The 24,251-nt window shown below is 51.9% G+C and carries 23 protein-coding genes and 1 tRNA gene; 11 read left to right on the top strand and 13 right to left on the bottom strand.

The genetic code is table 11. The features are described 5' to 3' along the window. Positions 1 to 159: 159 nt before the first annotated feature. The 3 genes from DW724_RS10505 to DW724_RS10495 all read left to right on the top strand — a co-directional run bounded on the left by DW724_RS10505 (position 160) and on the right by DW724_RS10495 (position 1,629). Complete coding sequence (locus DW724_RS10505) at positions 160 to 318, top strand: hypothetical protein (RefSeq protein WP_055186498.1); 159 nt, start codon at positions 160 to 162, stop codon at positions 316 to 318. Between the two features lie 109 nt (positions 319 to 427). Further along, on the top strand, positions 428 to 1,174 hold the full coding sequence (locus DW724_RS10500; protein ID WP_118761434.1) for a hypothetical protein: 747 nt from the start codon (positions 428 to 430) through the stop codon (positions 1,172 to 1,174). A gap of 29 nt (positions 1,175 to 1,203) precedes the next feature. Beyond that, on the top strand, positions 1,204 to 1,629 hold the full coding sequence (locus tag DW724_RS10495) for an N-acetyltransferase (RefSeq protein WP_118761433.1): 426 nt from the start codon (positions 1,204 to 1,206) through the stop codon (positions 1,627 to 1,629). A 123-nt stretch (positions 1,630 to 1,752) separates the two neighbouring features. Here DW724_RS10495 and DW724_RS10490 read toward each other — a convergent pair whose 3' ends face one another. The 4 genes from DW724_RS10490 to DW724_RS10475 all read right to left on the bottom strand — a co-directional run bounded on the left by DW724_RS10490 (position 1,753) and on the right by DW724_RS10475 (position 5,889). Further along, entirely contained in the window at positions 1,753 to 3,861 is a 2,109-nt protein-coding gene (locus DW724_RS10490) for a heavy metal translocating P-type ATPase (RefSeq protein WP_118761432.1), read from the bottom strand. A gap of 209 nt (positions 3,862 to 4,070) precedes the next feature. Continuing rightward, positions 4,071 to 4,382 (bottom strand): DUF6110 family protein, encoded by a 312-nt coding sequence (locus DW724_RS10485; RefSeq protein ID WP_116705070.1) that lies wholly within the window; start codon positions 4,380 to 4,382, stop codon positions 4,071 to 4,073. Between the two features lie 263 nt (positions 4,383 to 4,645). Then, positions 4,646 to 5,536 (bottom strand): helix-turn-helix domain-containing protein, encoded by an 891-nt coding sequence (locus tag DW724_RS10480; protein ID WP_158580271.1) that lies wholly within the window; start codon positions 5,534 to 5,536, stop codon positions 4,646 to 4,648. 95 nt (positions 5,537 to 5,631) lie between these two features. After that, on the bottom strand, positions 5,632 to 5,889 hold the full coding sequence (locus DW724_RS10475; protein ID WP_116705072.1) for a heavy-metal-associated domain-containing protein: 258 nt from the start codon (positions 5,887 to 5,889) through the stop codon (positions 5,632 to 5,634). A gap of 499 nt (positions 5,890 to 6,388) precedes the next feature. Here DW724_RS10475 and DW724_RS10470 point away from each other — a divergent pair. Together DW724_RS10470 and DW724_RS10465 are read left to right on the top strand one after the other, a co-directional pair. Next, positions 6,389 to 6,472: transfer RNA gene (locus tag DW724_RS10470), tRNA-Leu, on the top strand. A 227-nt stretch (positions 6,473 to 6,699) separates the two neighbouring features. After that, positions 6,700 to 7,971: a hypothetical protein gene (locus DW724_RS10465; RefSeq protein WP_118761430.1), complete on the top strand. Its 1,272-nt coding sequence runs from the start codon at positions 6,700 to 6,702 to the stop codon at positions 7,969 to 7,971. 32 nt (positions 7,972 to 8,003) lie between these two features. On the opposite strand, the gene DW724_RS10460 is transcribed toward DW724_RS10465, so the two are convergent. The 6 genes from DW724_RS10460 to DW724_RS10435 all read right to left on the bottom strand — a co-directional run bounded on the left by DW724_RS10460 (position 8,004) and on the right by DW724_RS10435 (position 14,435). Continuing rightward, positions 8,004 to 9,284 (bottom strand): recombinase family protein, encoded by a 1,281-nt coding sequence (locus DW724_RS10460; RefSeq protein ID WP_118761429.1) that lies wholly within the window; start codon positions 9,282 to 9,284, stop codon positions 8,004 to 8,006. A gap of 10 nt (positions 9,285 to 9,294) precedes the next feature. Continuing rightward, on the bottom strand, positions 9,295 to 10,953 hold the full coding sequence (locus DW724_RS10455) for a recombinase family protein (RefSeq protein WP_118761428.1): 1,659 nt from the start codon (positions 10,951 to 10,953) through the stop codon (positions 9,295 to 9,297). A gap of 81 nt (positions 10,954 to 11,034) precedes the next feature. After that, the gene (locus tag DW724_RS15630) at positions 11,035 to 11,211 is read right to left on the bottom strand and encodes a hypothetical protein (RefSeq protein ID WP_158580269.1); all 177 of its coding nucleotides are present in this window, start codon (positions 11,209 to 11,211) and stop codon (positions 11,035 to 11,037) included. Between the two features lie 49 nt (positions 11,212 to 11,260). Next, positions 11,261 to 12,586, bottom strand: a complete 1,326-nt coding sequence (locus DW724_RS10450) for a relaxase/mobilization nuclease domain-containing protein (RefSeq protein WP_118761427.1) — start codon at positions 12,584 to 12,586, stop codon at positions 11,261 to 11,263. A gap of 5 nt (positions 12,587 to 12,591) precedes the next feature. Next, positions 12,592 to 12,897 carry a MobC family plasmid mobilization relaxosome protein gene (locus DW724_RS10445; RefSeq protein ID WP_118761426.1) on the bottom strand — a complete coding sequence of 102 codons (306 nt, stop codon included), beginning with the start codon at positions 12,895 to 12,897 and terminating at the stop codon, positions 12,592 to 12,594. Positions 12,898 to 13,367: 470 nt separating this feature from the next. Further along, positions 13,368 to 14,435, bottom strand: coding sequence for an AAA family ATPase (locus DW724_RS10435; protein WP_118761424.1), 1,068 nt, complete (start codon positions 14,433 to 14,435; stop codon positions 13,368 to 13,370). A gap of 189 nt (positions 14,436 to 14,624) precedes the next feature. On the opposite strand from DW724_RS10435, the gene DW724_RS10430 reads away from it, so the two are divergent. From DW724_RS10430 to DW724_RS10405, 6 genes are all read left to right on the top strand, one after another. Then, positions 14,625 to 15,920 carry a DUF6076 domain-containing protein gene (locus DW724_RS10430; protein ID WP_118761423.1) on the top strand — a complete coding sequence of 432 codons (1,296 nt, stop codon included), beginning with the start codon at positions 14,625 to 14,627 and terminating at the stop codon, positions 15,918 to 15,920. Next, entirely contained in the window at positions 15,917 to 16,867 is a 951-nt protein-coding gene (locus DW724_RS10425; RefSeq protein WP_118761422.1) for a sigma-70 family RNA polymerase sigma factor, read from the top strand. The genes DW724_RS10430 and DW724_RS10425 overlap by 4 nt, the downstream gene beginning before the upstream one ends. A gap of 317 nt (positions 16,868 to 17,184) precedes the next feature. Next, positions 17,185 to 18,144, top strand: a complete 960-nt coding sequence (locus DW724_RS10420) for a helix-turn-helix transcriptional regulator (protein ID WP_118761421.1) — start codon at positions 17,185 to 17,187, stop codon at positions 18,142 to 18,144. A gap of 1 nt (position 18,145) precedes the next feature. Next, entirely contained in the window at positions 18,146 to 19,303 is a 1,158-nt protein-coding gene (locus tag DW724_RS10415) for a PDDEXK-like family protein (protein WP_118761420.1), read from the top strand. Positions 19,304 to 19,414: 111 nt separating this feature from the next. Beyond that, positions 19,415 to 19,924 (top strand): hypothetical protein, encoded by a 510-nt coding sequence (locus DW724_RS10410; RefSeq protein WP_118761419.1) that lies wholly within the window; start codon positions 19,415 to 19,417, stop codon positions 19,922 to 19,924. Positions 19,925 to 20,439: 515 nt separating this feature from the next. Next, on the top strand, positions 20,440 to 21,567 hold the full coding sequence (locus DW724_RS10405) for a reverse transcriptase domain-containing protein (protein WP_158580268.1): 1,128 nt from the start codon (positions 20,440 to 20,442) through the stop codon (positions 21,565 to 21,567). A 362-nt stretch (positions 21,568 to 21,929) separates the two neighbouring features. On the opposite strand, the gene DW724_RS10400 is transcribed toward DW724_RS10405, so the two are convergent. From DW724_RS10400 to DW724_RS10390, 3 genes are read right to left on the bottom strand one after another with little or no spacing between them, the layout of a single operon-like run. After that, the gene (locus tag DW724_RS10400; protein WP_117491156.1) at positions 21,930 to 22,322 is read right to left on the bottom strand and encodes a thioesterase family protein; all 393 of its coding nucleotides are present in this window, start codon (positions 22,320 to 22,322) and stop codon (positions 21,930 to 21,932) included. A 33-nt stretch (positions 22,323 to 22,355) separates the two neighbouring features. Further along, the gene (serS, locus tag DW724_RS10395; RefSeq protein WP_117491158.1) at positions 22,356 to 23,648 is read right to left on the bottom strand and encodes a serine--tRNA ligase; all 1,293 of its coding nucleotides are present in this window, start codon (positions 23,646 to 23,648) and stop codon (positions 22,356 to 22,358) included. Positions 23,649 to 23,681: 33 nt separating this feature from the next. Continuing rightward, on the bottom strand, positions 23,682 to 24,251 hold the full coding sequence (locus DW724_RS10390; RefSeq protein ID WP_118761417.1) for a hypothetical protein: 570 nt from the start codon (positions 24,249 to 24,251) through the stop codon (positions 23,682 to 23,684).

The raw sequence follows: 24,251 nt of genomic DNA, 5'->3' as shown, positions 1-24,251 counted from the left end.
GTTGAAGCACTTCCCTTCTTGCGTAAAGTTTCTCTATTGCCTATATTATCTATCGGAATATCGGTGGTGTCAATGGGTGATTGTGTTTCGGGGGTATTCATGGTATAGTGAAGTCACAGTAGAATGATAAATCGAAATTTGACAAAGGAGTGTGATTATATGGGTAAAGCGATTTTGGCAGCAATCGTTACATTGATTGTTGGTTATTTAGGTATGGTCGTAGGACTTGAACTTTTAGGTAATTGGGTTGAGTTTGGATTGCTCATTGCTATTGCAGTAATGGGTGCTTTTATCATCTACTTCAATGACAAGAAGTAAGACAATTCCAGTTTAATCAAACAAAGAAATTATCAGAGAGGAAAAATAAGGAATTTGAAAGTGAAAAGAAAGTGATTGCAGATAAAGCAGCATCCAAGGAGGCGATTATATGAAAAAACGCCTGTTATCTGCCGTTTTGGCGCTGGTTCTATGTGCTTATCCCGCTATGGCGGCTGATTTCGGCACGCTGACAATCTCCTCTGACCGTGAGGTCATAGATGATTCTGTACTGTATGAGCTTGCCGAAGCGGACGAACCCAGCACGCTCACCTTGCGCACACCGGACGGTGAAACCGGTTCTCTGACATTTGACGGAGCAAAATATCACCTGCAGCCGTGCGGACAGACCGACGAATTCACCTATTCGGTTTTGTTTTCCGCAGACGGCGAAAACGCCTATGGTCTCCCCTACACCGAATGGTTTATGGCCGATTCCGACATTGGGCAGCACATTTTTGATCCGGTGACCGAGTGGGACGCCCGGCATATCTGTTCCGTGCCGCGCTGGCGCGACTGCGGTACACTGCGCCTGACCGGACAGAATAAACTCAAGCCGCCGTATGCGCTGCTGACGCGCTTTTTTGCAATCCATCGAGATCGGAATACTGCCATTTCTCTGGAAATGCAGCCTACTCTGGGACAGCCCCTGTTCCTTGCATACCATAACGGAACTTACACGCTGACCGAAACCGGTCCGGACCGGTTTATCCGCACCGAGTGGACACAGCTTGTGCCGCTACCGACGGATGACCTGCGCACGCTGTCCCTCACGCTGATCAACGCCAGCGGCGAACAGCGCCCGCTGTTTACGTTTCCGCATCCGGTAACGTATCTGACATTACCTTCTATTGTGTAACAATCAAATTTGCAGGAGAGTCCCCCGCTATGATTAGAGAATTACGAAAAGCAGATATCAATCAAGTTGCCGATATATGGCTGGACACCAATATAAAGGCACATTATTTTATCCCTGCCCAATATTGGAAAAGTAATTTGGAGCTTGTGAAAGAACTGCTGTTGCAGGCAACTGTCTATGTCTATGAGGACAATCAGAAGATACAAGGATTTATCGGGCTGAATGGCGAATATATTGAAGGCATTTTTGTTTCTGAGGCAATGCAGTCGCAGGGTATCGGTAAAATACTGCTGAATTATGTAAAGAATACAAGAAGCAAACTGATTTTGAATGTATATCAAAAAAACACACCAGCAATATCTTTTTATCAAAGAGAAGGATTTGAAATTCAGTACAGCGGCCTGGATGAAGCTACCGGAGAAAAAGATTATAGAATGGCGTGGCAGCAGAAGTAAAATACAGTTTTTCAAACAGTTATAGAAACACAAAACCCCGTCAAAGACGGGGTTTTGTTATACCTGAATCGCAAAAAGAAAGAGTGGAAAGCGCTTCACTCTCCACTCTTAACTCTATTAAAATTACTTGCTCTCCAGCAGACGGGTCGTCTCGGAGGAATCAATCAGGTTTGTCATACTGCGCAGGCTGATGCCCAGCGTAGACAGGTTGTGCATCATCGCAGAGGTTGCGGGAGCCAGCACGCCGGCAACGCCCAGACCGATCAGCGAACCGTTAAAGCCGATTACGAAGCGGTAATTGGAGTTGATGCGGCTCATCAGACCCTGTGCGATACGGCGCAGAGCAACCAGCTCAAACAGATTCTCGGCTGCGATGGTGATGTCCGCAATCTCACGGGCGATGGCTGCGCCGTCGCTGATGGCTACGCCAACGTTAGCCGCCGACAGCGCCGGAGAATCGTTGATGCCGTCCCCGAGCATGATAACGGTATGGCCTGCCGCGCGTTCCTGCTCGACGAAGTTCGCCTTGTCCTCAGGCAGCACCTCAGCGCGGTAATCGTCCACGCCGACCTCCGCCGCGATAGCCGCCGCCGTGCGCTCACTGTCGCCGGTCAGCATAACCGTGCGCTGAATGCCAAGGGCACGCAGTGCCTTCATCACATCGCATGCTTCCGGACGGAGCGGGTCCGCGATGCAGATAACAGCCGCCAGCTCACCGCCGATCGCCAGATACAGATGAGAAAACTCAACCGGAAGTGCATCGTACTTATCCTGCTCACCGGCCGGAACCACGCACTTCTCATCCTCGAAGATAAAGTGTGCACTGCCGATAACGACCTTCTTGTTTTCAACCATGCTGGAAATGCCGTGCGCTACGATATACTCAACCTGCGAGTGCATTTCCTCGTGCGCCAGATTGCGCTCACGCGCAGCGCGGACAACGGCGTTCGCCATGGAGTGCGGGAAGTGCTCCTCCAGGCAGGCTGCAACGCGCAGCATGTCGTCTTCGGAGCGACCGCCGAACGGAATAACCCTGGCAACAACCGGGCAGGCATGCGTCAGTGTGCCGGTCTTGTCAAATACAATGGTATCTGCCTGCGCGACAGCCTCGAGGAACTTGCCGCCCTTGACTGTGATATGATACATGCTTGCCTCACGCATGGCGGACAGAACCGCCAGCGGCATAGCCAGCTTGAGCGCGCAGGAGAAATCAACCATCAGCACGGACAGTGCACGGGTGACATTGCGGGTCAGTGCGTAGCTGAGCGCACTGCCGACCAGCGTATACGGCACCAGCTTGTCCGCCAGATTGGCGGCATGGCTCTCAGCAGCACTCTTGAGCTGCTCGGACTGCTCAATCATGGAAACGATCTTGTCGTAGCGGCTCTCGCCGGAGGACTGGGTGACCTCGATCACGCAGTCGCCTTCCTCGATGACCGTGCCGGCGTAAACCTGCGTACCCGGACGCTTTGCAACCGGCATGGATTCTCCGGTAAGCGATGCCTGATTAACCATGACTTCGCCTTCAACAACCTCACCGTCCAGCGGGATGACGTTGCCCATGCGAACCAGAATGTGATCACCGACAGCGATGTTTGACAGCGGTACAAGTACCTCTGCGTCATCGGTTTTGAGCCATACGCGTTTTACGTTGAGCGACATACAGCGTGCCAGATCGTCAACCGACTTTTTGTGCGTCCACTCCTCGAGCAGCTCACCGATATCGAGCAGGAACATAACCGAGCCTGCCGTGGAGAAGTCCCGGCGTACCATCGAAACACCGATGGACAGCGCGTCGAGCAGTTCAACCTTCAGCTCTCTGTGAATCAGGCGCTTGAGACCGCGGCCGAGGAACGGCAGCGACAGCCAGATCGTGCGTGCTATCTGCAGCGGCGTTGGCAGGAACAGCGTGCAGGCAAACTTCGTAATAACCTTGCCAACCAGCTTTTCCTGATACTCACGGTTGAGCGCACGGCCGCTGTGGGTCGGCGTCAGCGCCGTGACAGACGGTGCAGTATAGTTAAACTGAGCGATCGCGCGGATGATATTCTCGCGGTCACCGATGTAGCGGATGACAGCACAGCAGGTACGCTCGTGCACGGCTGCGTTGAGTACACCCGGCTGATTCTGCAGATACGCCTCCAGCAGATCAGCCTGCTCCAGCGTCATGCGGTACTGCTTCATGCGCACACGAAGCCGTCCGCGGCTTTCGTGTTCAATGAATGCTTTCATAGTAAAATTACCTCCAGCTTACTTCCGGTAGATAGGAAAAGAGGGGCTCTGCCCCTCTTTGATATTCGTCCCATGAAAACCGGGAACATGTACCTCGGTTTTCATTCCCTAAGAGGGAGAAAGCTTCCGAACGGGAACTTTCGGGCGACTTTGGAACGGCTCACAGTCCGTTCTTCCTGTCCGCCAAACCACGGTTTGGCGACAGGTTCTTATGCCTCAACCGGAGCAGCAGTCGGGTCCTCATCGGTCAGCTCAACCTCAATGTCTGCATCCTCAACAGCAGCAGCCTCTGCCTCAGCAGCGCGCTTCTCGTTGATCTCCTCTGCGGAAGCGAGGATGTCGCCGACGTTCTCCTTAACGCAGTCAACGGTATTCATAACGGTATCCTTCATGCGAAGAACCGCTGCGGTAGCATGGGTATATACGTTCTTAGCATCCTTGCTGCTCAGCAGCTTGATACCTGCGGAACCGAACAGAGTGCCACCAACAAATACGGCGATGTCCTTGTAAATCTTCTTCATAATATGTTCCTCCTATCAATCTCACTTGCGCTTACAGCCGGTAATCATCGTCATTACCATGCAGAACAGCGCGGCCCATGCCCAAAAACGATGCTGCTTCATACAGTACACCTCCAAACATGGTGTGTTTTTTGTTTGCGATTATCATATCATAAATTTTCTCGCTTGTCGCACAGCTTTAGACATGAAACGCACGGAATCGGACATTTTTGCAGTTTGTTGCCGCTAATCTTTAGTTTTATTATCAAAATAGTTGCATTTTGCTAACTTTTTCGGGCTTGTCGGCGGTACTGTGAGGGCGTCAGCTGATAGCGGCGCTTGAACGCCACACCGAACTGACTGGCGCTGTTATAGCCGACCGCCGCCGCAATATCCACGATGGAGAGCGAACTCCGATGCAGCAGTTCGGCAGCATGCTGCACCCGCTTTTCGAGCAGATACTGGTGGATCGGACGACCATAGGTCTGCCGAAATATATCCTTCAAGGCGGTCGGCGAAATGCGGAACCGTGCAGACAGCTGGTCGATCGTAAGCGGGTCGGACAGGTGCGATACCATATACTCCTGTACCTGCCTCACTGTATCGGTCAGATAGTGATCGCGGGAGACGGATTCCGGCGGTATCGTCAGCAGCGGACTGTCTGTACTGATGAGGTACAGCAGCTCAATGGCTTTGATTGCACTGTAGGCGGCTCTGTCCCGTTCCGGAACGGATTGCAGTGCCGCAGCCAGATTATCAATCCACACCGCGCTGCGCAGCACTACACAGCCCAGATGCGGAGTGACTCGTGCTTTGATTCGTGCTGTGTTGACCGTCAGACGGCACGGTGCCGCTGCGCTCTGCTCGATGAGCACCAGCTCACCGCTGAACAATCCGTCCGCGACCGAAAGGCTCTGCACGCTTGCGCCGAGCAGCAGCAGTACCTCGTGCTCATGCAGAAACACTTGCCGCCCATTGGTCATGGTCAGCCGCAGACCGCCCTGCCGGCAGAACAGCACCTCGCACGGCACCTCGGATGGCTCCGCAGGCATGGCCGGCGGCACGGTCAGCGCGCAGTCAAAATCGCACACGCGCACGCCATCCATCGGCTGGGTCCAGCGTACGCAGCCGGACAGCGATGCGCCGGTATTCGGTTTGAGCAGAGTTTCCAGCACTGCGATTTCCTCCGTTGGTATATATCGGTTTATTAGGTTAGATTTTGCTAACCTATGTTGAAAAGCAAAGCCGCTGCAAAGCGGCCTTACTCTGCTCATTTATGCAGAAAGGAAAACAGTCCCTTTTTCTCATATCGCTCCTTGGAAAAGGACGTAACGGTGTAGCCGGTAGCGTTTACCGCATCGCGGACAGCCTGCTCATCGAGATCCTGCTCAGTGAGGATAACCGTCTGCCCCTTGCCGTGAGAGGAAGTGACCTTCTTCACGGGAAATGCCTTGCGAACTGCGTCGTTGACATGGCTTTCGCACATGCCGCACATCATGCCGTCAACGCCGAGAGTAATTTTCAACATGGGTGTAATGCTCCTTTTGTACCCGAGCTGGTTAGCTTTTACTAACTAACAATATATCACGAAATATCGCAGATTGCAAGGGGGAATCCTTAGTTTTGCGTAGGAGTTTGCTCATGCAGGATTCGCCGCACCCGCGGCAGGGGCAAGAGGGTAGACACCTGCGGTTTCTACCCTCTTAACTCCCGTTTCCCTTTATTTCTTAGTCTGGCGCAGACCAAAGACCGGCTATCCACGGGAAAGGGGTGATTCACAAGAGGGTGGAAACCGCAGGTGTCTACCCTCTTGTGCGCCCGCGCGGCGTCAGCGCAGATTCCTCTCGCTTCGCAAGCGCCCCACTCCCGATGAGCATATCATCAAGATTGACAAATACCCGCAAAAAGGGTATACTAATCTTACCTGCGGGTATGGCGGAATTGGCAGACGCGCCAGATTTAGGTGATGTCACCTCAGTGAAGGTTTTGCCGTTCCATTCGTCGCCTGCTCCCCCAAAACTAAATATGCGCCTGTGATGGAATTGGTAGACATGCGAGATTTAGGTTCTCGTGCTTTCAGCGTGTGGGTTCGAGTCCCTTCAGGCGCACCATGGTCGTTGGCTTGCGCTAACGACCATTTTTATATGCGATTGTCAAGTGTGAAAATATGGTTTAGAATAAAATGGAAATTAGGGTTGAGCAAAACTCCAATTTGATCATGAGTCCATACAATAAATAGTGCCATCCGACTTGCTTGAAGCCTATATATTGTGACTCAACTTTGCAAAACTCACGTTTTGCTCAACCCTAAATAGAAATAATCCAAGAGGTGATTTTAATGGAGTGGGCTTATTTTCAGCAAATCGTTACCCTGTTACTTGGTAGAATGGCAGTTTTTCAGGTGCTTGACGATAGGATAGAATTCACTATCGAAACCGAAACATTTACATATTTTCGAGAAGAATTTGATTCTACTATTGCACAGCTGAAAATGTACAGATATACACCTACACAGTGTTATTCACCTCGGGAGTACGAGGTGTTTGTAGAACCTGTTGAGCCACGTTATGGGTATCGAATTATTGACGAGCCCATTGAGATAAGTGATGACAGCTCTGCATATAGACTTGGATCACCTTCCGATGAATTGGTCTTGGCCTTTCTTTCTGGTATTCCAAGTGACTCTGTTCGCAACTATAGGCGAATATTATCATCTCGCATGATAAATGTTCGCACTTTGCGAAATGATGCTGGAGAGATTCACTTGTTGGATCTAATCAAAAAGGTAACTAAAATATCTCTTTCTTTAAAAATCTCCTTATCAGAAGGAGTATCTGCAGAAACCATGCTTAATCGTGCAACATCGTTTCTATTTTCTGTAGCATATAATACAGATACCGCCGTCAAAATAATCCACTCTGTAAATGAACTCGAATTTGAAAGAGGTCATTTTTCATCTCGTCGTAGCACCAATTTGAGAAACTTTGAGTCTCCAAAACTTTTTTATAATCACGAACTCATTGAACAGTATAACCTGTCCTTAACTTCCGAAGATCCGTTTATCAAGTTTATCGGATACTATCATATACTGGAGTATTTCTTCGATGCGGTTTATACTGACGAATTGATTAACAGCGTAAAAGATATCATCCTGCATCCTGGTTTCTCTACAAAAAAGCCTAAGGAAATCAATAAAATTATTGATACTGTTCGCAAAAAAACAAGAGCGAATCAAGATGCTTTCCAAGGCACAGAGCTCGAAGCGCTTGAACTAACAATAAAACGGTTTGTCTCTTTGGAGCAACTCCATGAAGATTTAGCAAATTATCGACCAGACTTGATTGCTTATTACAAATCCCATGAAATTAGTTTTTCGAATGGCGATGCGATTGATTTAGATAACTATACAAGCGATAAATTGCCTAAAAAAATCGCAGCTCGTATCTATAAGACTCGAAACGCTTTGGTTCATCACAAATCAAACACCGCCCGTCTTAAAGAGCGCGGAATATATCATCCATTCAAGGATGAGGCTGAGTTGTCAAATGAAATACCTTTAATGCGTTTTGTCGCTGAAGCCATTATAATCAAAACTGCAACTGAGATTTAATGTTGAATACCACTTCTCCATATAGTTTTTCACTACAAGGCTTTATTGGCCACTCCTATTTTCTCCATCACAACCCCATCTATCTCTTCTTCCAGTTCCAGCACTTTCTCCTGTAACGCAGAAATGTGGGCGTCAAGGATTGGTTTCCTCAACGCCCACATTTTTTGCATCTGTGCCAGTTTCTTCAGTTCCTCCGTGCGGCTCTCACGAGCCGTGGAAACGAGCTCCCATACCCTCGCATCCAGTGTTTCCTCATGGATACGGTGGGAGGCGCAATAGGTTTTTCCATTCCGGTGGTATCCACGGCATACATATTCCACACGGCTCTTGCCATTCCAGCAGCGGATCATAGGAATGAACGTATTCCCACATTCCTGGCAGGCCAGCAGTCCCGCGTAACGGTGCTTGCTCTGATTACCGTTTGCAGGTCGTGCCTGCCGCTTGAGTAACGCCTGTACCTGCTCCCATTCCTGTTTTTCTATGATCACAGGAAAGAATCCCTCGTGGCGATACCAGTCGGTTTTGTCTATATGCTTGGCTTTTCCGTTGTTGTATTCTCTGCGGTGGTTGTTCAGCACGCCGGTATACGCCTCCTCCACCAGAATGTTTTTCACACTGGCGTATGTCCATAGGAACTGGCCGTCACGGGTTTTGTGCGTTTGTCGTACTTCTCTGCCGCACCGCTCGGCCCGGAGCTGTGCCGGTGTCTTTCGCCCCGCGGTATTAAGCCGCCGGGCGATCTCTTTCTGCCCACAACCCTGCAAGTACAGAGAATAGATGAGCTGCACTGTGACCGCCGCTTCTGTGTCAACCTTGATCTGCCCCGTGTTTTTGTCTTTCCAGTAGCCGAAGGGCGGCGTGATCACGATGCCGTCTTTCTGCTTCTGGCGGTATCCCGCCCGGATCTTTTTGCCAATATCCTTCGCATAATAATCATTCATCAGGCCGCGGACGCCGATGATCAAATCATCTTCGTCGCAGAATGTATCAACGCCCTCCGTGGCAGAGATCACGCGCACCTGGTGTTCCCGCAGGTAATCAATAAACAATGCAGTCTGGGTCCTATGGCGGCCAAGCCGGGATAGGTCTTTTACGATGACAGCGTCAATTTTATCAGCGTCCACAGCCGCCATGAGCTCGTCCAGCCCACGGCGGTCAAAACTCATGCCGCTTATGTTGTCATCGAAGGACTGTCCCACGATGATGTACCCGTGCTGTTCGGCAAACGCCTGGCAGATCTCCCGCTGATTCAGCAGGGAGTTCATCTCACGGTCATCATCGTTAGAAAGCCGCGCGTAGAGCCATACCCGCACCTGTTATCACCTACCCCGCATAATAATCGCCATAAATTGCCGCACCCAGCCGGTCATAGTCAAAATCCGTTGAGGCGAAGCAATCTGTCTGCTCTCCGTTTTCGAATACATCCAGATGGTCGCGGAAGGGTGCTTTCAGCCGGATCTCCAAATCCAGCTTGCCGTCCTCTTCATGAACAAGGATCTTCTCCACCAGCATCCTCAGATGTGCTTCTGACATTTTGCCCTCTCGCAGGATGTCGTCGATCAGGCTGATGTCCCGCTTCAGCTTGGCCTGTCGGCTGCGGAGCATTTCTGAGATGTTTTGCAGATCTTCGATTTGCTTCTTGGCCTCCGCAATCTGCTCCTCGCGCTTGGCGATCATGCGGTCGTAGCGTTCCGCGTTGGCCTTATCCCAAATGCGTTCCATCAGGATCACCTCCACTTCCTCCTCCAGTAAGAGAATTTGTTCTTGCAGTTTACTTATTTTGGCGCTGGCCGTGGAAGCTTTCGGCGTCCATCTCTCAATGAGCCATTCCATCCGCGACCAGTTTTCCTCATACATTTTCTTTGTTCGCAGGATCTCCGCGCCGATCAATCTGTCCAATGTTTCCTCGTCCACCATGTGAGAGGAGCAATGTTCTTTGCCATACCGATGGTAGGTGTCGCAGACATAGGCGACCCGTTCCCCGCTTTTCAGCTTGATTCGTTTTCCGATAAAGGTTCGGCCACAGTCCTTGCAGCGGAGTAATCCGCCGTACCGGAGGATACCACAGTTGGTACCAGCACGGACATTTTTCTCTTTGCGTTCTGTAAGGAGCGCCTGTGCTTGTTCCCATATCTCACGAGTCACGATCACTGGCAGATAATTCTCATGTCGGAACTGCTCCTCCGGGTCTGTGAAGCGGAAGGTCTTATTGATCTTATTGCGCTCGCTCTTGTGGCAGATCAAAGTGCCGATGTAGCTTTCATCTCTCAAGATTCGCGCCACCATCGTTGCGTCCCACAAATATTTCTTGAGGATGCCATCCTGGGTGTTGGGCAGGCGCTTATTTAGCAGTTCCGCCTGCATAAGCGCCGGCGTTTTCCTCCTCTGTTCATTCAGTGTGCGGGCAATGGCTTTCATGCCGCTGCCGCCGACATAGGCAGAGAAAATCAGTCGGACCGTTTCGGCGGCTTCTTCTACGACAACGACCTTTTTTGTGTTCTTATCCTTGAAGTAGCCGAAGGGCGGGATGGTCACGATACCTTCCTTTTGCTTTTGCCGGTAACCGGTTCGCACACGGCGGCTACCGTCGCGGGCATAGAAGTCGTTGACCAGCCCCTTGAAGCCGATGATGAGATCATCGTTCTCGTTAAAGGTGTCGATATTTTCCGTTGCGGATAGGACCCGCACATCATGTTCTCGGAGGTAGTCAATAAAGAGTGCGGTCTGCGTCCGGTGACGGCCCAGGCGGGACAGGTCTTTAACGATGATCGCTTCGATCTTGCCCGCTTCGACCACCTCATAGATTTTGTCGATGCCCTCACGGTTGAAGTGCATACCGCTGACATTATCATCGAAGGATTCGCCCACCACCTCGTGACCGTTGCTGACGGCAAAGTTGTATATGATTTTCCGCTGGTTGTTCAGAGAGTTCAGTTCTTCATCCTCATCTCTGGACAGCCGGTAATAGAGCCAAACTTTCATAATCGTTCCTTTCCGCTATGGTGTGCCGATCATGCACGACACACCATAGCACACAAGTTTCGCAATAGCTATCAAAACAAATCAAGCGACTTCTGTTTCTACTTTAACAACAAAATCGGCGGTTCGATTTGTATATGGATGATCCACAGACAGATAGTCGTGGATCATCATTTTCAGAAAATCATCAAACTGATCGTCCGTACCCACATAGGAGTACATGACGCTTGCAATATTGGATTCTTTTTTCTTTCGGCCCATAGAACTCCTTCCTCCCGAAACCAATTCGGGCAACAAAAATAGCAGACCGTCACATGGTCTGCTGCCAGTCATAACTCACCTCGTCCTCGTGGTCATCAGCCTTATGACCGAGGGCGATTTTCTTTTCCCTTTCTTTTTGCAGTGCCTTTCTGTCGGTGTAGTGCCGCGCAGGAATCACAGGCTCAGCAGGCTGGAGCTGCTCAAGACGGTGCCCAAGCCCCACCAGAGCAGAAGCAACGCCCCCGTCCCCATCAGCAGAACCGCCCATGTGGGACCATCCAGGTGTGGCAGCCGCAGTCTGGGTAGCCTGATGCCGGGCAGAGAAAAACGCTTCTCGTTCCGTTTCCCATCCTGTTCGCTCATCTGCTCCAGACGCTTCACCGCTTTCAGCAGCTCGTCCATCTGCGTCCGTGTGGGAAGCTGCGACATCTGCCTGCTGATACTCTCCAACAGATCCGTCTGCCGATCCGCATGGTACCACAGTGTATCCAGATCGTTCATCATTCGCCCCCAGTCCGCTTTCGTGGGACTCGCTTCGTGAGGCGTTGTCAGCGTCGGAAGTACTGCCTGCTGGGTGTTGCGCTGCTTGAGTTCTTGCATAGACAATCTCTGCCCGTATTCTGAATTCATGCTCCATGGCCTCCTTGCAATACTTTTCCTCGTGTAATTTGTTGTCGCGGCACTTTAGTCCGTCCGGCGTGGTGTAGGTGATGTACTTGCGCCCGTTCTCCCAGCGGACGGCGCAGCCTTCGGACGCCATCAGGGAAACGAAAGCGTCCCTGTCAGCGGCATAGCGCATACACTCGTCTATCGCATTTGTCAGCCGCAGTTTCCAGCTTTGTCCCTTGAGTGCGACATGATACTCCGCGCCGCTCATGCCGCGGGCCTGATGTGTGGTCGGCTCAAAGACCGGCAGGCCCATTTCCAGACAGATCGCGTCGTTGCGCCGCATCAGCTCCTGCAGTTGTTCCTTCGCCATGTGCAGCTTTTTGCCAGTTTCGAAGTTAACGGAGTTGATGACGCAGTGGGAGTGAATGTGCTCGCGGTCAACATGGGTGCAGACCAACACCTCGCAGCCCTCGAAGTATTCTGCCAGCCGCCGCGCGGCTTCGTGGGCCTGTCGGGGATCGACCGCCGCGCCCTTCGGAAAGCTCTGCACCATGTGGTAGAACATCACGCCGCCGTCCTTGTGGTAGAGCAGCTTGGTGTTCAGAAAATCGTCGTAGACGCTCTGCGGCTGGCAGTTGATGCCGCTGACGAGCGGCTCGCCCTCCCATGCGGTTTTCTTTTCCTGCATGACGTAGAGCATCACGCCGCGCATGGCGGCGCGGGACTGTGTGCCCCGCTTGTAGTTCACAAAATGTACGATGGCCATACGGCTCACCGCCCTTCCATGACTGACCGCAGGGCGGCGCTGACCTCGGATAATTCCTGTGCGGCCTTGTCGAGACCGATGACCTGCACCTTGCCCATGTTGGCGAGGACAGTGAGGCGGTTGATGTTGCCGCCGATGCCCTTGAGCTGGCGGAGCAGTTCCTTCTGCTCATCGATGACGGTGATCCGCTTACCGAGACAGCAGGCGGTGACATAATCGCTCATGGACATGTGGGCCTTCGCCGCCAGTGCCCTGATCTTCTCGCGGTCAGCGGACGCCATGCGCGTGCTGAATTTAATATCTTTTTTCATGCTTTTCTCCAATCGTAGCTAAAAGTGGGTCCGGGCTTCCGCCCGGAATTTGGGTGCAGGGCTTTGCCCGCTCGGTGCATTTGGCAGGGCAGCGGCTTCGCCGCAGACCAGACAAATGCGATGCTGGCCGTCGTCCGAGCGGACGACGAATCCCTCGTCCCGCCGCAAGCGGCTGGACTCGCTCTCTCTGTCGCTCGTCCTCTTCCCACCGAAACCGCTTCGCTGGGTTTCGGCGGGAGCCCTGTTGGGGGAGATGATAAGACTCCCGTTTTGCATTTTCGGCATTTCCGTGTGGGGGGTGGTATCATTACTCTCGGCGTGCGCTTCATGCCGTTGTAACGCTGGACGCGCAGGGGGTTTGGCGGCGTATTCGTCGTTTTTATGCCGCCACAGTGCTCGCCCTGTGCGGGCTGAATCTCCCCTCGTCGGGTACACACACCACCCCAGCCTTTAATCGCGCACACAGCGGCTCACACGCCGAAACACGGGGCGTTTTCACCGCCTGAGACATCGGCAGGGTCGATAGGGTCAGCAGCTCGGGTACCCTGCGCATCGTCACTTTCGGCACGGCGCAGTTCAATGAGCCGCTTGCCGTTGCTGCGGCGCACCACGGCGGAAATGCCGATTTTGCTTAGTGCGGCAACGCTTTGCAGGATCAGGCGAGACACCTTCTTCGGCGTGATGCCCTCGCTGCCCGCAGGGTCGATCTGCGCGGACAGCTCCGTGGGAGTGCCGATAAATTCCGTGCGGTCACGCATCAGCTCAGAGAGAAGAATGACGATCCGGCCACCCAACAGCTCCGGCTGCGTCCGGCTGTCCGACACCAGCTCCCACACATTTTCCGCGCTGCGCTCCAGCGTCAGCTCCCGGTACTCGATGTCGCGCCCGATACAGGAGAGTGTTGCCTTGCCGCTGCCGCGCTTGTCTTCCACCAGCGTGAAGCTGGAATCCACCGCGCCGCTGATGGCCGTTGTGCCGGAGATACGGCTGAACACATCGTCGGCAAGCTCCTTTCGCAGATGGTGGATCAGCAGAATGGCGATGCCGTGGGCATCCGCGATGTGCTTCAGCACGGAGAGGTCACGGTAGTCATTGGCGTAGGTGCTGTCATAACCGGCGCCGCGGATCATTTGCAGCGTGTCGATGATGACCAGCACCGTGTCGGGGTGCTCTGAGAGGAACGCGCGGAGCTGCTCCTCCAAGCCCTTGCCAAGGGTGTCGCTGTTTGTGGAGAAGTGGACATTGGCGGGAGCGTCCTCCGTGATCTCGAACAGACGGTTCTGGATGCGGAGGGTGGAATCCTCCAGGCAGAGGTAGAGCGTGGTGCCCTGCTTCACGCCCATGCCCCAGACAGCTTCGCCCTTTGCCACCGTGACGGCCAGCCAAAGCGCCAGCCATGACTTTCCCACCTTGGGTGAGCCTGCGAGGATGTGCAGACCCTGAGAGAGCAGCGTGTCCACCACGAAGTTCAGCGGTGTAAGCGGCTGACTCATCAGCGTTTCTCCGTCGATGGTCAGTAATCGGTTTTCTTTTTTCAATTTCGAATCCTCCTTAAAAATATTGCTCCCATCGGAACGATGAGAGCGAAAAAAGCAGAGGGGCGTTACCACGGGACGGCGCGTGGTTTCTTCCCTCTGCTTGTATTGTGGAGAAATTTATGCTATGCTGAGAAAAAGCATGGACAGATTAAAATTCATGTAGGACAGATTTTAGCAGGAGGGGTACGCATGGAGGGCAGCATCGTTTTCTACACCTATGGCAGTACGCTGGAGCTATACGGTCAGCAGTTCACTGCCGGTATGTTGACCGCCGATCTGCTGAATTTGTCGCCGGACGAATATCGACCCATGAGCAAACGCATGAAGCAGGTCACCAGCCTTGCGGAGGAATATGAGCAAAGCGGGAGCATAGAGCTTTGGTGGAAGCTGAACGAGGAGCTGGCGGCGCTATGCGGAGTGCTGCGCCGCTACGCTGTGTTCCGCTTGCTGCTGGACGAGAGCGAGGACGCTTTTTTCTCTGTCATACGGGAGGTCACGGGGCAGTTCGATTTGTTTCCGAAAGAGGAGCATGAGCCGTCAGAAGAGATACAACGGAAACGACTTGAGCGCGTGGCGAATGAAATCTCCGCGCGCAGTGAAACGGTCAAGGATGTTCCGCTTGGCCTGTTCCATCCGAGCGAAGCAGCTTTAGAAAAAGGCGATGCCTTTTATTACGAAATGCTTCGTGCCATCGGTCCTACCAAGGACGCATGGCGTGATTACAAAAAATACATCCGCCGTTATGAAACATATCTTCACGACATTCGCGCTTTCAACGGTACTATTCGGAATTTCATCAGCTTTAGTCTGTCCAAGCTGAAGCATAACAGCCCAGAGGACTATGCCGCAGCACTCTACGGCTTCTACAATGATGAACGCATTGCGGAAAAGCTCATCGTCAATCCCATCCGCAACAACGGCGACTGCTATACGACCCACGACGCCTACGAGCTTTCCTATGTGCCGCGACCGCTGCCGGACGGCTCTGTCGCTATCTGTCAGGAGCATGTGACAGATAGCTTACAGGCGCTGATGAAAGCCGATTATATGCTGGCGCTGAACAGTGGGCACAACATCCGCCGCTGCATCATCTGCGGACGGTATTTTCTGCTCAAGAGCGGTGTCCACGCGCTATACTGCGAAGGGGCGTGTCCCCACGCGCCCGGCTACACCTGCCGGCAGTTCGGCACGGTGGAGTTGCAGAAGGAACTGGCGAAGGACATTCCCAAGGTCAAAGTCAAGGTGACCGCTTTTGCCCGCTTCACAAAGGATATGCAGCGGGGTGCGATCTCACAGGAGGATGCAAGAAAAGCCAAGGACTATGTGCGGGATCTGCTCTATGATGCCCTGCGCGACGCGAATATCTCCGTAGAGGCTTTCGAGCAGCGTATTTCCTCTGAGCGCGTTTACCAGCACTGCGGGATCACCAGAACGGCCAATCCAAGGGGCCGTCCGCCGAAGGAAAAGGCGGGTGAGCAATCATGACCAACGAGCAACTAATTTACCAATATTATGACGGTGATGAAGCCGCGCTGGAAAAGCTGTACCATAAAAACATCGGTCTGATCCGCGGCATCGCCAAGGAAGCTGCGGCGGAGTTCAACTGCCCGACGGCGGACCCACATCATCCGAATCAGTGTTCCGCGTATACGAAAACGATTCTGGACGATCTCTGCGGCGAGGGTGCGTTGGAGTTCCTGACGCGGATACAGAGCAGAGAATATGACGAGAGCCGCGCCGCGCTCACCACCTACCTCTACCCGCATTTGAGGGGGCGCATGACCCGCTGGCTGGAGCAGAACATTGGCTGCATGGCACTAAGCAAGGACGAGATGTCTGCCGTCCGTCAGGCGCAGAGGCTGTATCATGCCGCATGGAAGGATACTGGTGAAATCGCGGAGGAGTTAGGCGTCCCCGAGGCTCGTGTCAGCCGATATATTCGCTACAACACCCATTTCCTCGGTGTGCATGATCTTGTCCCGGAGAGTTATGACGGCGATCCCTATGAGTGGCTGATGCCGGGGCTACTCTCCGCTTCGGCGGAGCGGGCCGTGTACCGCAAGGTCTGCATCGAGCTTCTCCGGGAGCTGTTCGACGCCCTGCCGAAGAAGGACAGGGACATTCTCGGCAAGACCTGCGGCGTGTTCGGATACCCGGAGGCAACTTTGAAAGAGATCGGGATGTATCACATGATGAAGGAGTCCGCCGTGGAGAAGGCAAAGAGCCGTGCCGTCGAGAAGCTGAGAGAATCCTATCCCGGCAGCAGACTTCAAGCGTGGAGGACTGTTCATCGCATGATGCGGAGACCGGTTCCGCCGCCGGGGGAGGACAGTGAGCTGCGGCGCAATTTTCCGCAGTATGTCCGCGCCTTGGCGGAGGTCTATGGCGTGCTGAACGAAGCCACCTCAGATATAGATAACATCTCTATATAGACAGAACAGCAATACAGACTTTTGTACACCCCCTTATGGTAACATCTATGCAAACATCGAAACCGATGCTATACTATGAGAGGAGATGTCTTTATGCATTATTCCAAAACAAACAAGGTCTGCGCCACTTGCGCCTATTGGACCGGAAGCCGAAATCTGGTGAATTCCGGAAACTCTTCGGAGCCGACCAGCAATAGCGCCAAGTGCCAAATTCCAAGCGGTTCCAATCGGGGCAGTACGAAATTTTGCAGTTCTTCCTGCTCTAATTGGGCTAAGTGGCCGGTACTGAAGTAAAACAACATGGGAGGGACTGCATCATGCTGACGGAAAAAGCCAATGCCATCTGCCTTTTGGAGGTTCTAAAGGAGTATTCCGATGCGGAACATATTCTGCCCATGCGGGAGATCATCACAAAGATGCAGTCCCTCTACGGTATCAAAATCGACCGCCGCACTGTATACGGGGCTGTTGCTCTTTTGATCGAGCTCGGTTACGACATCTCCCTTTACGAGGATAACGGCGTGGGCTATTACTTACGGGAACGGGAATTGGAGCAGTCGGAAGTCCTGCTGCTGACCGATGCGGTATATTCTTTCCCGTTCATCCCGGCAAGGCAGACCGAGCAGCTTGTCCCAAAACTGCAAAAGCAGCTCAGTGTCCACCAGCGGAAAAAGTATTGCCATCTGACCGTTGCCCGGCAGGGACATAAGACCGGAAACCGACAGATATTTTGGAATATTGAGCAGTTGGACGAGGCCATTGCACGCAAGAAAAAAGTGACCTTGGATTACTTGCACTACGGATATGACAAACGGCAGCATCCTACGGCGACCTACACTCTCAGCCCCTACGAGATGGTGTATACCAACGAGCATTACTATCTCATCTGCATTCCCGACCACGACCCCCATACGCGGTTGTACCGCATAGACCGCATGGCGGATATTCGGATACTGGACGAGCCCCGCAGCGAAAAGCCAGCGCAGAAGCAAGAGGCACAAGATGCCGTTTACGCCTTTGTAGGTGCGCCGGAGCGGGTGGTGCTGCACTGCGACCGCGCCGTGCTGGACGATGTGCTGGACCGCTTTGGTACGGACATACAGATTTTTGAGCGGGACGAGCAGACCTTTACCGCCGTATTGACTACCCCGCCGCGCGGTGTGCGCTTTTGGGCACTGCAATACCTCTCCTTTGTGGAGGTGGCAGAGCCCGCTTGGCTGCGGCAGGAGATCATTGAGCGCATTGGGCAAAACTGGTATAGCACGGGAGAACGCTAATATGGGAAATCTCATTTCCGAAGAAACCCTTCATAAATTGGAAGCTGATACATCGTTCCAACAGCTGTCTCAGAAGATGCAAACGCTGAACATTTTTGAGGTCTTGGGTATTACAAATGCCGAGATCCGCCACAGTAATTTCTTGGCATGGCTTCTTGATCCCAACGGCAATCACGGAATGGGAGATAAGTTTTTGCGGGAGTTTGTCTCAAAGTTAGGGCAAAGAGAAGTGGTCCCCGAAAATGTGACAGTCTGTATTGTGAGGCGTGAGTGGCAGCACATTGACTTGTTGGTTTTATGCCAGAAAGAAAAATACTTGCTGTGTGTCGAAAATAAAGTGTTCTCTGAAGAACACGATAATCAGCTTCGCCGTTATCGGGACATGCTATTAGAAGAATACCCCGGTTACACCATGTCGTTTGCATTTCTATCTCCGGATGGAATTGCTCCGTTATCGGCAGATGACCAGCAATACTGGCAGCCAGTCAGCTATGTAGATATTTTAGACGCAATCGAAAGTGCGAAAGGCGGTAGTGCTCTTTTGCCGGAAGTAAATATGCTGTTGGATCATTATACAGCAGCTGTCAGGAGGCACATCGTGGGGGACGATAACATTAAAAAGCTGTGTCAGGACTTTTATGACAGACACAAAGAAGTGCTCGATACCATTTATGAAAACTGTAAAACCTCGCTCAACCCAATCTGTGAAGTAGCGGAAGATTGGTGTAGAGAAAAAAGCGAACAAGGCGAGTTGATTTTCAGTCCTCAGTGGTCCAATAATACATATACCCGATTTACAACCGAGACCATCCGAAAGTTGTTTCCCCAGCACACTAAACCCATCAGTGGCTGGAAAACAACAGATATGGCATTTTATGAAATCATCAAACGCGAAAACTATTTCAAAATCACGCTCTCATTGTGCAGCGACAATCTAACAGATGAGCAACGTGCGGCTTGTGACCGCGTCAGTCAGGCACTGAATCGTCCCGACAGAAAGGAAGATTGGCGATGGAAACGCATCCGGAATTGGCCGCGTCATACAATCGAGTCCGAGCCAAACAGCGAAAACTATAAAGAAGGAATCTATAGATACTTGAATACAAATTGGCGAGAAATACAAAAATTCGAAAATGATTTGCTCAATAAAACAGAGTAATCGCGCGGAACCCTGTACGGACATTTGTACAGGGTGCTGTGCTATTCTATCAGCAGAACAGAAATCGTACGAATGGTGCCGGGACGCGGCGCAAAGAAAGGATGAGCAACTATGAAATACACTTCTGCACAGGCAAATAAGCTGCTGAAAAAGCTGAATGACGAATATTCCGCCCTGCTGGATAAAGAACAGCGCAGCCGGGATTTCCGCGCGGCGATGGGAGAGGACATTGAATCTGTGCGCCCCGCCTATGATTATGCAAAAACACAGGCGCGTCTTGAAGAACTGGAGGGAGCGCTCCGCAGACTTAAGCACGCCATCAACCGCTTCAACACGACGCAGGTCGTGGATGGCTTCGGGATTACGATCGACGAGATGCTGGTCTATATTCCGCAGCTGACCAAGCGGAAGAGCAAGCTGCTTGAAATGAAAAGCAGGCTGCCCAAAGAGCGCGTTGAAGAGCAGTACGGCCGGCAGTCGAACATTATCGACTACACCTACACGAACTACGATCTGGCGGCTGTGGAGGCGGACTATGAAAAGACCTCTGATGAACTGTCTCGTGCGCAGCTTGCGCTGGATACTGTAAATCAGCGGGATTCCTTTGAATTCTGTGAATAAACTCTTTCCGTCGTATCGAGCGGCCTGCCAAAAAGACCGACAGTTCCGTTTCCCACCTGCGTTTAAGGTCATAGACGGGAAACCGTTATTCTTTTTGTTATCTGTTATGACTGCCTAGGTTGAAGGATGGCCACCAACATTGATCTGGCACGGTACTCGACGCGAAAAAACTTTTCGGGAAACTGAAGTACGGTTATAAGTTCCCACACAGAATATGTTCTGCACAAAGTTACGAGTTACTTTCTAAAATCGCAGAGCACCTTGACAGTTTCTACTTTATGGACTTATCATATTAATAAAATCAGCCCTTTGCAGTAGCGTACAACCTAAAGCCAATTTCTTTAGGAGGGACAGCGAGTCGCTGTTCTGGATTTCAAGGTTATCCGCATCGCATAGCGATGCCCAAATCTGATACGCTCCGGCGAATAGCCAATCACTTCATGATTCTCGATTCGCCTCCGCTTAATCAGACCATTTTGTACTGCAAAGGGCTGATTTTTGGGAGGACGCTACACATGAAAATAGAAGGAAGCTGTGTGACCTTTGAGCCGTGCGATGCGGCTTTTGTGAAGAAGTTCGGACCGTTAGAAGCAGCAAATATGGTTTTGGATTACCATTCTGTCCACCCCAATATGCCATTTCTTTATGATGCCGAGCAGCTGGCCGGTTTCTTTGACATAAGCTGTGGTGAATTAAACCACATTGTCAATCACATCCAAAAAGAGTATAAAAAAGCATTTCTCCCCAAAAAAGATGGTACTTATCGCAGCCTATACATACCAAGTATCAGACTTCAATTTTGTTTGGGCCCAATCAAGGATAAAATTCTTTCACAGCTCCCTGTTTCAAAATTTGCAACTGCTTATCAAAAAGGAAGCTCTACTCGCAAAAATGCAGAGCCACATATTGGGAAAAAGAACCTTCTAAAACTGGATATTACCGATTTTTTCGGAAGCATCTCTTTTGAGCAAGTCCTCTGCGCAGCTTTCAACACCCGCTATGTATCGAAGCAGGTCGGCTTTCTGCTGACTTCTCTGTGCTGCAAAAATGATGCTCTTCCACAAGGCTCACCAACATCTCCTGCGCTCTCCAATATCGTCATGCGTCGTTTTGATGACCAGATCGGTCGCTGGTGTAACCAACGCCAAATCACCTATACTCGCTATTGCGATGATATGACCTTTTCCTCCGACCGTCCGCTTTACGGAGTCTATCAAAAAGTCAAAAAAATATTGTTTGAGATGGGCTTTGAATTGAATGAAGCGAAAACACATTTCATCAGCAATGCTGACCGGCAGACAGTAACAGGCTTGGTCGTCAATGAAAAGCTCTCTATCCCCAGCAGCTATAAACGAAACCTGCGGCAGGAAATTTACTATACTTTGAAGTTTGGCATAGAGGACAGCATCGTACACGGTAATCGGTTGAATTTTCTCGAAGACGGTCAACCAATTCGCTGCCCTACATATATGACACACCTAATAGGAAGTGTGCAGTATGTCTTGCAAATCGAACCGGAAAATCGTTGGTTTCTAAATGCCAAGCAAAAGCTGCTGGACTATGCTCGTGCATATTTTAGAGCCGAAGGATTAGGGGAAGAATACTATTTGCATCGCAGTCGCTTACGCGAAAAAGATGAATAAATTGCAGGGCAGTGACCTCGGATTTCGGGATCGCATTCAGATTTATAATGCATCATACTCACATTACCAACCGTGTCATGCGGCAGCAGAAATTTCCTCCCGTAAAGCTATAATCATGCTATACTTTTCCGGCAGAGTATGCTATGATTTAGCAGGTGTTCGGCCGGTCACGACCGAAATATCTTTTGAAACGTTGGAAAAGATGCCCTTCCCTTATGATATGGAGGGCTCTGAAAATCTTTCACTAAGGTGACATACCCCTTAGGTTCTGGTGTCCTCGACGTGCAGGTTCAAGTCCTGTTACCCGCACCAGCAAAAAAACGCTGTGGAATCTCTCCACAGCGTTTTTCTTTTGCTTATTTTTACTTGGACAGCTTGCTCTGTGCCTTCTGCTCAAAGCGCTCCTTGGCTACGATAGCGCGCTGATGCGTGCCCTCACCGATCAGGCCTGCCTCATCATATGCGGCAACCTTGAAGGTGAGCATCTTGCCGTTCGGCGCGATCTCGGTCAGCTCGGTCTCGATACGAACCTCCATGCCCTCCGGCGTAGCGGCAACGTGGCTTACGTTTACCAGCGTGCCGACCGTGGTCTTGCCCTCTTCCAGCTCACCGGCTACACTGCCTGCAGCGGTGTTCTCGATGGCTGCGATCATCATCGGAGTGGCAAACACGGATACCAGACCGCTGCCGACATTGCATGCCAGCTGATCCCTGGTTACGGTAAACTTCTTCTCGCCCTTAATACCAACCTGCATTGGAATCTCTCCTTTTTTCTATAGTAAGGTAAATTACTTTCTGCGGATCTCAGTCATGCCGCCCATATACGGCTGCAGCGGCTTCGGGATTGCAACCGAGCCGTCCTCACGCAGGTTGTTCTCGAGGAATGCGATCAGCATACGCGGAGGTGCAACAACGGTGTTGTTCAGCGTGTGTGCGAAGTACAGCTCCTTCGGATTCTCCTTGCTGCGGACACGGATGCCCAGACGGCGAGCCTGTGCGTCGCCAAGGTTGGAGCAGGAGCCTACCTCGAAGTACTTCTTCTGGCGAGGAGACCATGCCTCTACGTCGCAGGACTTAACCTTCAGGTCAGCCAGGTCGCCGGAGCAGCACTCGAGGGTGCGTACCGGAATATCCATCGTGCGGAAGAAGTCAACCGTGTTCTGCCACAGTTTGTCATACCACATCTTGCTTTCTTCCGGCTTGCAGACAACAACCATTTCCTGCTTCTCGAACTGGTGAATACGGTATACGCCGCGCTCCTCGATGCCGTGTGCGCCGACTTCCTTACGGAAGCACGGAGAGTAGCTGGTCAGGGTCTGCGGAAGGGTTTCCTCATCGTTGATGGTGTCGATGAACTTGCCGATCATGGAGTGCTCGGAGGTACCGATCAGGTACAGGTCCTCGCCCTCGATCTTGTACATCATGTTCTCCATTTCCTTAAAGGACATAACGCCCTTAACGACATCACCGTGGATCATGAACGGCGGAATGTAGTAGGTGAAGCCGCGGTCGATCATGAAGTCGCGTGCGTAGGACAGGATGGAGGAATGCAGACGGGCAATATCACCCTTCAGGTAGTAGAAGCCGTTGCCGGAGGTGCGGCGTGCAGCATCGAGGTCGATGCCGTCGAAGGACTCCATAATATCAACGTGATACGGAACCTCGAAATCCGGAACGACCGGATCGCCAAACTTCTCAATCTCAACGTTCTCGGAATCGTCCTTGCCGATCGGAACGGACGGGTCAATGATGTTCGGGATAACCATCATACGGTTCTTGACTTCCTCAGCGAAGGTCTTTTCGTCCTCCTCGAGCTTGGTCATCTCGTCGGCCATAGCCTTTACCTCGGCCTTGATCTTCTCAGCCTCTTCCTTCTGACCCTTGGCCATCAGACCGCCGATTTCCTTGGACTTCTTGTTGCGCTGTGCACGCAGCTCGTCACAGCGGGTCTTGGCTGCACGGTACTTCGCGTCAAACTCGATGACCTCGTCAACCATCGGGATCTTCTCGTCCTGGAACTTCTTCTTGATGTTTTCCTTTACCGCATCCGGATTGGTGCGGACAAATTTGATATCCAGCATTGTGTCTATATCTCCTTTTACATTATATACGTGTTATTCTTCCGTGTCGTTCGGCTCTGCATCCTGCGCTTTCTCAGCCTGCTCCAGTGCAGCTTTGACCGACTGGAACAGTTTGCTGATGTTCTCATCAAAGCCATCCTCGCTGCTGCCCATCAAACGCTCCTCGCTGTATTTCGTCAGCATTTCGTCACAGGTCTTGCGGGCATCTGCGGTCTGCTTTGCCGCCAGGGAAACGCCGATCTGCGCAAGGTACTGATACACCTCACGCTCCTCCATACGCCGCTCGGTCGCGCCGACTACATCGGTTGCCGCCTGCTCGCTGTCCAGCGTCTTGCGGACCTTATCCAGTGCAGTGTTCTGTATGTCATACTGCTTCTGTAAATCTTCCACTTTCTGGGTTGCGCCCTGTGCCACAGTCTGCTGCTGTGTCAGCTGTGAGCTCAGGTTTTCGACCTGCTTGTCCGCACGCGACTGCGCCACATAGCTGATCAGGATCAGCGCAATCGCTACAGAAAACAGTCCGACGATATAAAAGGTCAGCGTGGTACGGCTGAGCTTTTTCTCCGGTTTGTTCTGTTCCGGCTGCTTATTCTGCTCGTCCAT

The sequence above is a fragment of the Butyricicoccus sp. AM27-36 genome, from assembly GCF_003480945.1.
Lineage (GTDB): Bacteria > Bacillota > Clostridia > Oscillospirales > Butyricicoccaceae > Agathobaculum > Agathobaculum butyriciproducens.
The sequence above is the reverse complement of the archived record's forward strand: the minus strand, read 5'-3'. Positions and strand labels throughout refer to the sequence as shown.

Coding starts and splice junctions, on each gene's coding strand:
- DW724_RS10465 (WP_118761430.1), top strand. CDS start 6,700: ATGGAGTGGGCTTATTTTCAGCAAATCGTTACCCTGTTACTTGGTAGA.
- DW724_RS10410 (WP_118761419.1), top strand. CDS start 19,415: ATGAAATACACTTCTGCACAGGCAAATAAGCTGCTGAAAAAGCTGAAT.
- DW724_RS10400 (WP_117491156.1), bottom strand. CDS start 22,322: ATGCAGGTTGGTATTAAGGGCGAGAAGAAGTTTACCGTAACCAGGGAT.
- DW724_RS10390 (WP_118761417.1), bottom strand. CDS start 24,251: ATGGACGAGCAGAATAAGCAGCCGGAACAGAACAAACCGGAGAAAAAG.
- DW724_RS10475 (WP_116705072.1), bottom strand. CDS start 5,889: ATGTTGAAAATTACTCTCGGCGTTGACGGCATGATGTGCGGCATGTGC.
- DW724_RS10420 (WP_118761421.1), top strand. CDS start 17,185: ATGCTGACGGAAAAAGCCAATGCCATCTGCCTTTTGGAGGTTCTAAAG.
- DW724_RS10490 (WP_118761432.1), bottom strand. CDS start 3,861: ATGAAAGCATTCATTGAACACGAAAGCCGCGGACGGCTTCGTGTGCGC.
- DW724_RS10495 (WP_118761433.1), top strand. CDS start 1,204: ATGATTAGAGAATTACGAAAAGCAGATATCAATCAAGTTGCCGATATA.
- DW724_RS10430 (WP_118761423.1), top strand. CDS start 14,625: ATGGAGGGCAGCATCGTTTTCTACACCTATGGCAGTACGCTGGAGCTA.
- DW724_RS10405 (WP_158580268.1), top strand. CDS start 20,440: ATGAAAATAGAAGGAAGCTGTGTGACCTTTGAGCCGTGCGATGCGGCT.
- DW724_RS10500 (WP_118761434.1), top strand. CDS start 428: ATGAAAAAACGCCTGTTATCTGCCGTTTTGGCGCTGGTTCTATGTGCT.
- DW724_RS10450 (WP_118761427.1), bottom strand. CDS start 12,586: ATGGCCATCGTACATTTTGTGAACTACAAGCGGGGCACACAGTCCCGC.
- DW724_RS15630 (WP_158580269.1), bottom strand. CDS start 11,211: ATGGGCCGAAAGAAAAAAGAATCCAATATTGCAAGCGTCATGTACTCC.
- DW724_RS10455 (WP_118761428.1), bottom strand. CDS start 10,953: ATGAAAGTTTGGCTCTATTACCGGCTGTCCAGAGATGAGGATGAAGAA.
- DW724_RS10425 (WP_118761422.1), top strand. CDS start 15,917: ATGACCAACGAGCAACTAATTTACCAATATTATGACGGTGATGAAGCC.
- DW724_RS10445 (WP_118761426.1), bottom strand. CDS start 12,897: ATGAAAAAAGATATTAAATTCAGCACGCGCATGGCGTCCGCTGACCGC.
- serS (WP_117491158.1), bottom strand. CDS start 23,648: ATGCTGGATATCAAATTTGTCCGCACCAATCCGGATGCGGTAAAGGAA.
- DW724_RS10505 (WP_055186498.1), top strand. CDS start 160: ATGGGTAAAGCGATTTTGGCAGCAATCGTTACATTGATTGTTGGTTAT.
- DW724_RS10485 (WP_116705070.1), bottom strand. CDS start 4,382: ATGAAGAAGATTTACAAGGACATCGCCGTATTTGTTGGTGGCACTCTG.
- DW724_RS10415 (WP_118761420.1), top strand. CDS start 18,146: ATGGGAAATCTCATTTCCGAAGAAACCCTTCATAAATTGGAAGCTGAT.